This window comes from Speluncibacter jeojiensis (assembly GCF_029589495.1).
GTDB lineage: Bacteria > Actinomycetota > Actinomycetes > Mycobacteriales > Mycobacteriaceae > Speluncibacter > Speluncibacter jeojiensis.
Genome location: NZ_JAAIVF010000017.1, coordinates 1 through 5,232, shown reverse-complemented (window position 1 = coordinate 5,232; position 5,232 = coordinate 1). Strand labels below are relative to the sequence as shown.

Here is a 5,232-nt window from a genome sequence, read left to right as displayed (position 1 = left end):
TTTTTTTGCTAGTGATTTGACTCGATGTCTTTGACTGATTGCCGGTTTTGCCGGCCAATCGAGAGTCTTCAACGGAGAGTTTGATCCTGGCTCAGGACGAACGCTGGCGGCGTGCTTAACACATGCAAGTCGAACGGTAAGGCCCTTTCGGGGGTACACGAGTGGCGAACGGGTGAGTAACACGTGGGTGATCTGCCCTGCACTCTGGGATAAGCCTGGGAAACTGGGTCTAATACCGGATAGGACCTCATGCTTCATGGCGTGGGGTGGAAAGATTTATTGGTGCAGGATGGGCCCGCGGCCTATCAGCTTGTTGGTGGGGTAATGGCCTACCAAGGCGACGACGGGTAGCCGGCCTGAGAGGGCGACCGGCCACACTGGGACTGAGACACGGCCCAGACTCCTACGGGAGGCAGCAGTGGGGAATATTGCACAATGGGCGAAAGCCTGATGCAGCGACGCCGCGTGAGGGATGACGGCCTTCGGGTTGTAAACCTCTTTCAGCATCGACGAAGCGCAAGTGACGGTAGATGCAGAAGAAGCACCGGCCAACTACGTGCCAGCAGCCGCGGTAATACGTAGGGTGCGAGCGTTGTCCGGAATTACTGGGCGTAAAGAGCTCGTAGGCGGTTTGTCGCGTCGTCTGTGAAAACCCACAGCTTAACTGTGGGCCTGCAGGCGATACGGGCAGACTTGAGTACTGCAGGGGAGACTGGAATTCCTGGTGTAGCGGTGAAATGCGCAGATATCAGGAGGAACACCGGTGGCGAAGGCGGGTCTCTGGGCAGTAACTGACGCTGAGGAGCGAAAGCGTGGGTAGCGAACAGGATTAGATACCCTGGTAGTCCACGCCGTAAACGGTGGGTACTAGGTGTGGGTTTCCTTCCACGGGATCCGTGCCGTAGCTAACGCATTAAGTACCCCGCCTGGGGAGTACGGCCGCAAGGCTAAAACTCAAAGGAATTGACGGGGGCCCGCACAAGCGGCGGAGCATGTGGATTAATTCGATGCAACGCGAAGAACCTTACCTGGGTTTGACATACACCGGACGATCGTAGAGATACGGTTTCCCTTGTGGTCGGTGTACAGGTGGTGCATGGCTGTCGTCAGCTCGTGTCGTGAGATGTTGGGTTAAGTCCCGCAACGAGCGCAACCCTTGTCCTGTGTTGCCAGCAAGTAAAGTTGGGGACTCGCAGGAGACTGCCGGGGTCAACTCGGAGGAAGGTGGGGACGACGTCAAGTCATCATGCCCCTTATGTCCAGGGCTTCACACATGCTACAATGGCCGGTACAGAGGGCTGCGATACCGTGAGGTGGAGCGAATCCCTTAAAGCCGGTCTCAGTTCGGATCGGGGTCTGCAACTCGACCCCGTGAAGTCGGAGTCGCTAGTAATCGCAGATCAGCAACGCTGCGGTGAATACGTTCCCGGGCCTTGTACACACCGCCCGTCACGTCATGAAAGTCGGTAACACCCGAAGCCGGTGGCCTAACCCTTGTGGAGGGAGCCGTCGAAGGTGGGATCGGCGATTGGGACGAAGTCGTAACAAGGTAGCCGTACCGGAAGGTGCGGCTGGATCACCTCCTTTCTAAGGAGCAACTCCAGTTCGGTGGCCACGTTGGTGGTCGTTCGGCTGGCAGAGCCCGTTTGTCCCCGCATGTGGGACACGGGTGCTCATGGGTGGAACGCTGACTGGTTCGTTCGCTGTGGGGTTGGTCCTGTGTGGCCGGCCGGCGGATGATATATCGGTGCACTGTTGGGTCCTGAGGGAACACGTGAGTGTTTGTTCAGTGACGATGCCGGATGAGAGTCGCCCGTGTGGGTGGCGGGTAGTTCGGTGTTGTGTGTTGTTTGAGAACTGCACAGTGGACGCGAGCATCTTTGTTGTAAGTGTTTAAGAGCACACGGTGGATGCCTTGGCACCAGGAGCCGATGAAGGACGTAGGAGGCTGCGATAAGCCTCGGGGAGCTGTCAACCGAGCTGAGATCCGAGGGTGTCCGAATGGGGAAACCCAGCCACAGTGATGTGTGGTTACCCGCGCCTGAATATATAGGGCGTGTGGAGGGAACGTGGGGAAGTGAAACATCTCAGTACCCACAGGAAGAGAAAACAACATGTGATTCCGTGAGTAGTGGCGAGCGAAAGCGGATGAGGCTAAACCATATGCATGTGATACCCGGCAGGGGTTGTGTGTGTGGGGTTGTGGGGTCTTCTTTGTCAGTTCTGCCGGACTGGCCGACAGTAAGAAATCATCGTGTTAGTCGAAGTGGTCTGGAACGGCCTGTCGTAGAGGGTGAGAGTCCCGTAGACGAAAACTCGTTGACTGTCGTAGTTGATACCCAAGTAGCAGCGAGCCCGTGAAATTCGCTGTGAATCTGCCGGGACCACCCGGTAAGCCTGAATACTCCCTGGTGACCGATAGCGGACTAGTACCGTGAGGGAAAGGTGAAAAGTACCCCGGGAGGGGAGTGAAATAGTACCTGAAACCGTGTGCTTACAATCCGTCAGAGCCTGCGCATCCTTGTGGTGGTGGGTGATGGCGTGCCTTTTGAAGAATGAGCCTGCGAGTTAGCGGCATGTCGCGAGGTTAACCCGTGTGGGGTAGCCGTAGCGAAAGCGAGTCCGAATAGGGCGAGTCAGTGGCATGTTCTAGACCCGAAGCGGAGTGATCTACCCATGGCCAGGGTGAAGCGACGGTAAGACGTCGTGGAGGCCCGAACCCACTTAGGTTGAAAACTGAGGGGATGAGCTGTGGGTAGGGGTGAAAGGCCAATCAAACTCCGTGATAGCTGGTTCTCCCCGAAATGCATTTAGGTGCAGCGTCGCGTGTTTCACTCTGGAGGTAGAGCTACTGGATGGCCGATGGGCCCCACAAGGTTACTGACGTCAGCCAAACTCCGAATGCCAGAGTGTGAGAGCGCGGCAGTGAGACTGCGGGCGATAAGGTTCGTAGTCGAGAGGGAAACAGCCCAGATCGCCGGCTAAGGCCCCTAAGCGTGTACTAAGTGGAAAAGGATGTGGGGTCGCGAAGACAACCAGGAGGTTGGCTTAGAAGCAGCCACCCTTGAAAGAGTGCGTAATAGCTCACTGGTCAAGTGATCCTGCGCCGACAATGTAGCGGGGCTCAAGTACACCGCCGAAGCCGCGGCATTCACATAAGCCCGCCCATGTCCTACGGGGTGTGGGCCAGGTGTGTGGATGGGTAGGGGAGCGTCGTGCAGCCATGGAAGCGCCGGAGTGATCCAGGTGTGGAGGCTGCACGAGTGAGAATGCAGGCATGAGTAGCGAAAGACGAGTGAGAAACTCGTCCGCCGAATGACCAAGGGTTCCTGGGCCAGGTTAATCCGCCCAGGGTGAGTCGGGACCTAAGGCGAGGCCGACAGGCGTAGTCGATGGACAACGGGTTGATATTCCCGTACCCGTGTGAACGCGCCCCTGGTGAATCAGTGATACTAACCGTCCTGAAGCGTCCTTACTTCCCTTCGGGGAACCTGGATGTGGATGCACGGGACCTGATCTGGTAGTAGCCAAGCGATGGGGTGACGCAGGAAGGTAGTGGGGCCAGTCAGTGGTAATACTGGTGTAAGCCTGTAGGGCGAACGGTAGGCAAATCCGCCGTTCACACAGCCTGAGAGGTGATGCGTAGCCGATTGAGGCGAATTCCATGATCCTATGCTGCCGAGAAAAGCCTCTAGCGAGCTTTCACACGGCCCGTACCCCAAACCGACACAGGTGGTCAGGTAGAGAATACTAAGGCGATCGAGATAACTGTGGTTAAGGAACTCGGCAAAATGCCCCCGTAACTTCGGGAGAAGGGGGACCACGTCTGGTGATCCGATTTACTCGGTGAGCTGGGGGTGGTCGCAGAGACCAGAGAGAAGCGACTGTTTACTAAAAACACAGGTCCGTGCGAAGTCGTAAGACGATGTATACGGACTGACGCCTGCCCGGTGCTGGAAGGTTAAGAGGACCGGTTAGCGCTTCGGCGCGAAGCTGAGAATTTAAGCCCCAGTAAACGGCGGTGGTAACTATAACCATCCTAAGGTAGCGAAATTCCTTGTCGGGTAAGTTCCGACCTGCACGAATGGCGTAACGACTTCTCTGCTGTCTCAACCACAGACTCGGCGAAATTGCATTACGAGTAAAGATGCTCGTTACGCGCGGCAGGACGAAAAGACCCCGGGACCTTCACTATAGCTTGGTATTGGTGTTCGGTTCGGTTTGTGTAGGATAGGTGGGAGACTGTGAAGCGGGCACGCCAGTGTTCGTGGAGTCGTTGTTGAAATACCACTCTGATCGTATTGGACATCTAACCTCGGACCATGATCTGGTTCAGGGACAGTGCCTGGTGGGTAGTTTAACTGGGGCGGTTGCCTCCCAAAATGTAACGGAGGCGCCCAAAGGTTCCCTCAGCCTGGTTGGCAATCAGGTGTTGAGTGCAAGTGCACAAGGGAGCTTGACTGTGAGACTGACAGGTCGAGCAGGGACGAAAGTCGGGACTAGTGATCCGGCACCGGCAAGTGGAAGCGGTGTCGCTCAACGGATAAAAGGTACCCCGGGGATAACAGGCTGATCTTCCCCAAGAGTCCATATCGACGGGATGGTTTGGCACCTCGATGTCGGCTCGTCGCATCCTGGGGCTGGAGTAGGTCCCAAGGGTTGGGCTGTTCGCCCATTAAAGCGGCACGCGAGCTGGGTTTAGAACGTCGTGAGACAGTTCGGTCTCTATCCGCCGCGCGCGTTAGAAACTTGAGGAAGGCTGTCCCTAGTACGAGAGGACCGGGACGGACGAACCTCTGGTGTGCCAGTTGTTCCACCAGGAGCACCGCTGGTTAGCTACGTTCGGAAGGGATAACCGCTGAAAGCATCTAAGCGGGAAGCCTGTTCCAAGATGAGGTTTCTCACCACCTTGAGTGGGTAAGGCCCCCGGCAGACCACCGGGTTGATAGGCCAGAACTGGAAGCACAGTAATGTGTGCAGGTGACTGGTACTAATAGGCCGAGGACTTACCACAAAGAAGCTACGCGTCCACTGTGCAGTATCTGAAACAACACACACATATGCCGGCCCCCCTTGGGGGTGGGTGTGTGACAGTTTCACAGAGTTACGGCGGCCATAGCGGAGCGGGAAACGCCCGGACCCATCCCGAACCCGGAAGCTAAGCCCTCCAGCGCCGATGGTACTGCACTCGACAGGGTGTGGGAGAGTAGGACACCGCCGAACACACATTCC

Annotated in this window: 3 rRNA genes; all 3 read left to right on the top strand. The window is 56.7% G+C overall.

Annotated elements, in window-relative coordinates:
* The first annotated feature begins 68 nt into the window (after positions 1 to 68).
* Positions 69 to 1,587 (top strand): 16S ribosomal RNA (locus G4X40_RS22855).
* 296 nt (positions 1,588 to 1,883) lie between these two features.
* Positions 1,884 to 5,014: ribosomal RNA gene (locus G4X40_RS22850) — 23S ribosomal RNA — on the top strand.
* A gap of 91 nt (positions 5,015 to 5,105) precedes the next feature.
* Positions 5,106 to 5,223: ribosomal RNA gene (rrf, locus tag G4X40_RS22845) — 5S ribosomal RNA — on the top strand.
* The 16S, 23S and 5S rRNA genes sit together here, the layout of an rRNA operon.
* The last annotated feature ends 9 nt before the right edge of the window (positions 5,224 to 5,232 follow it).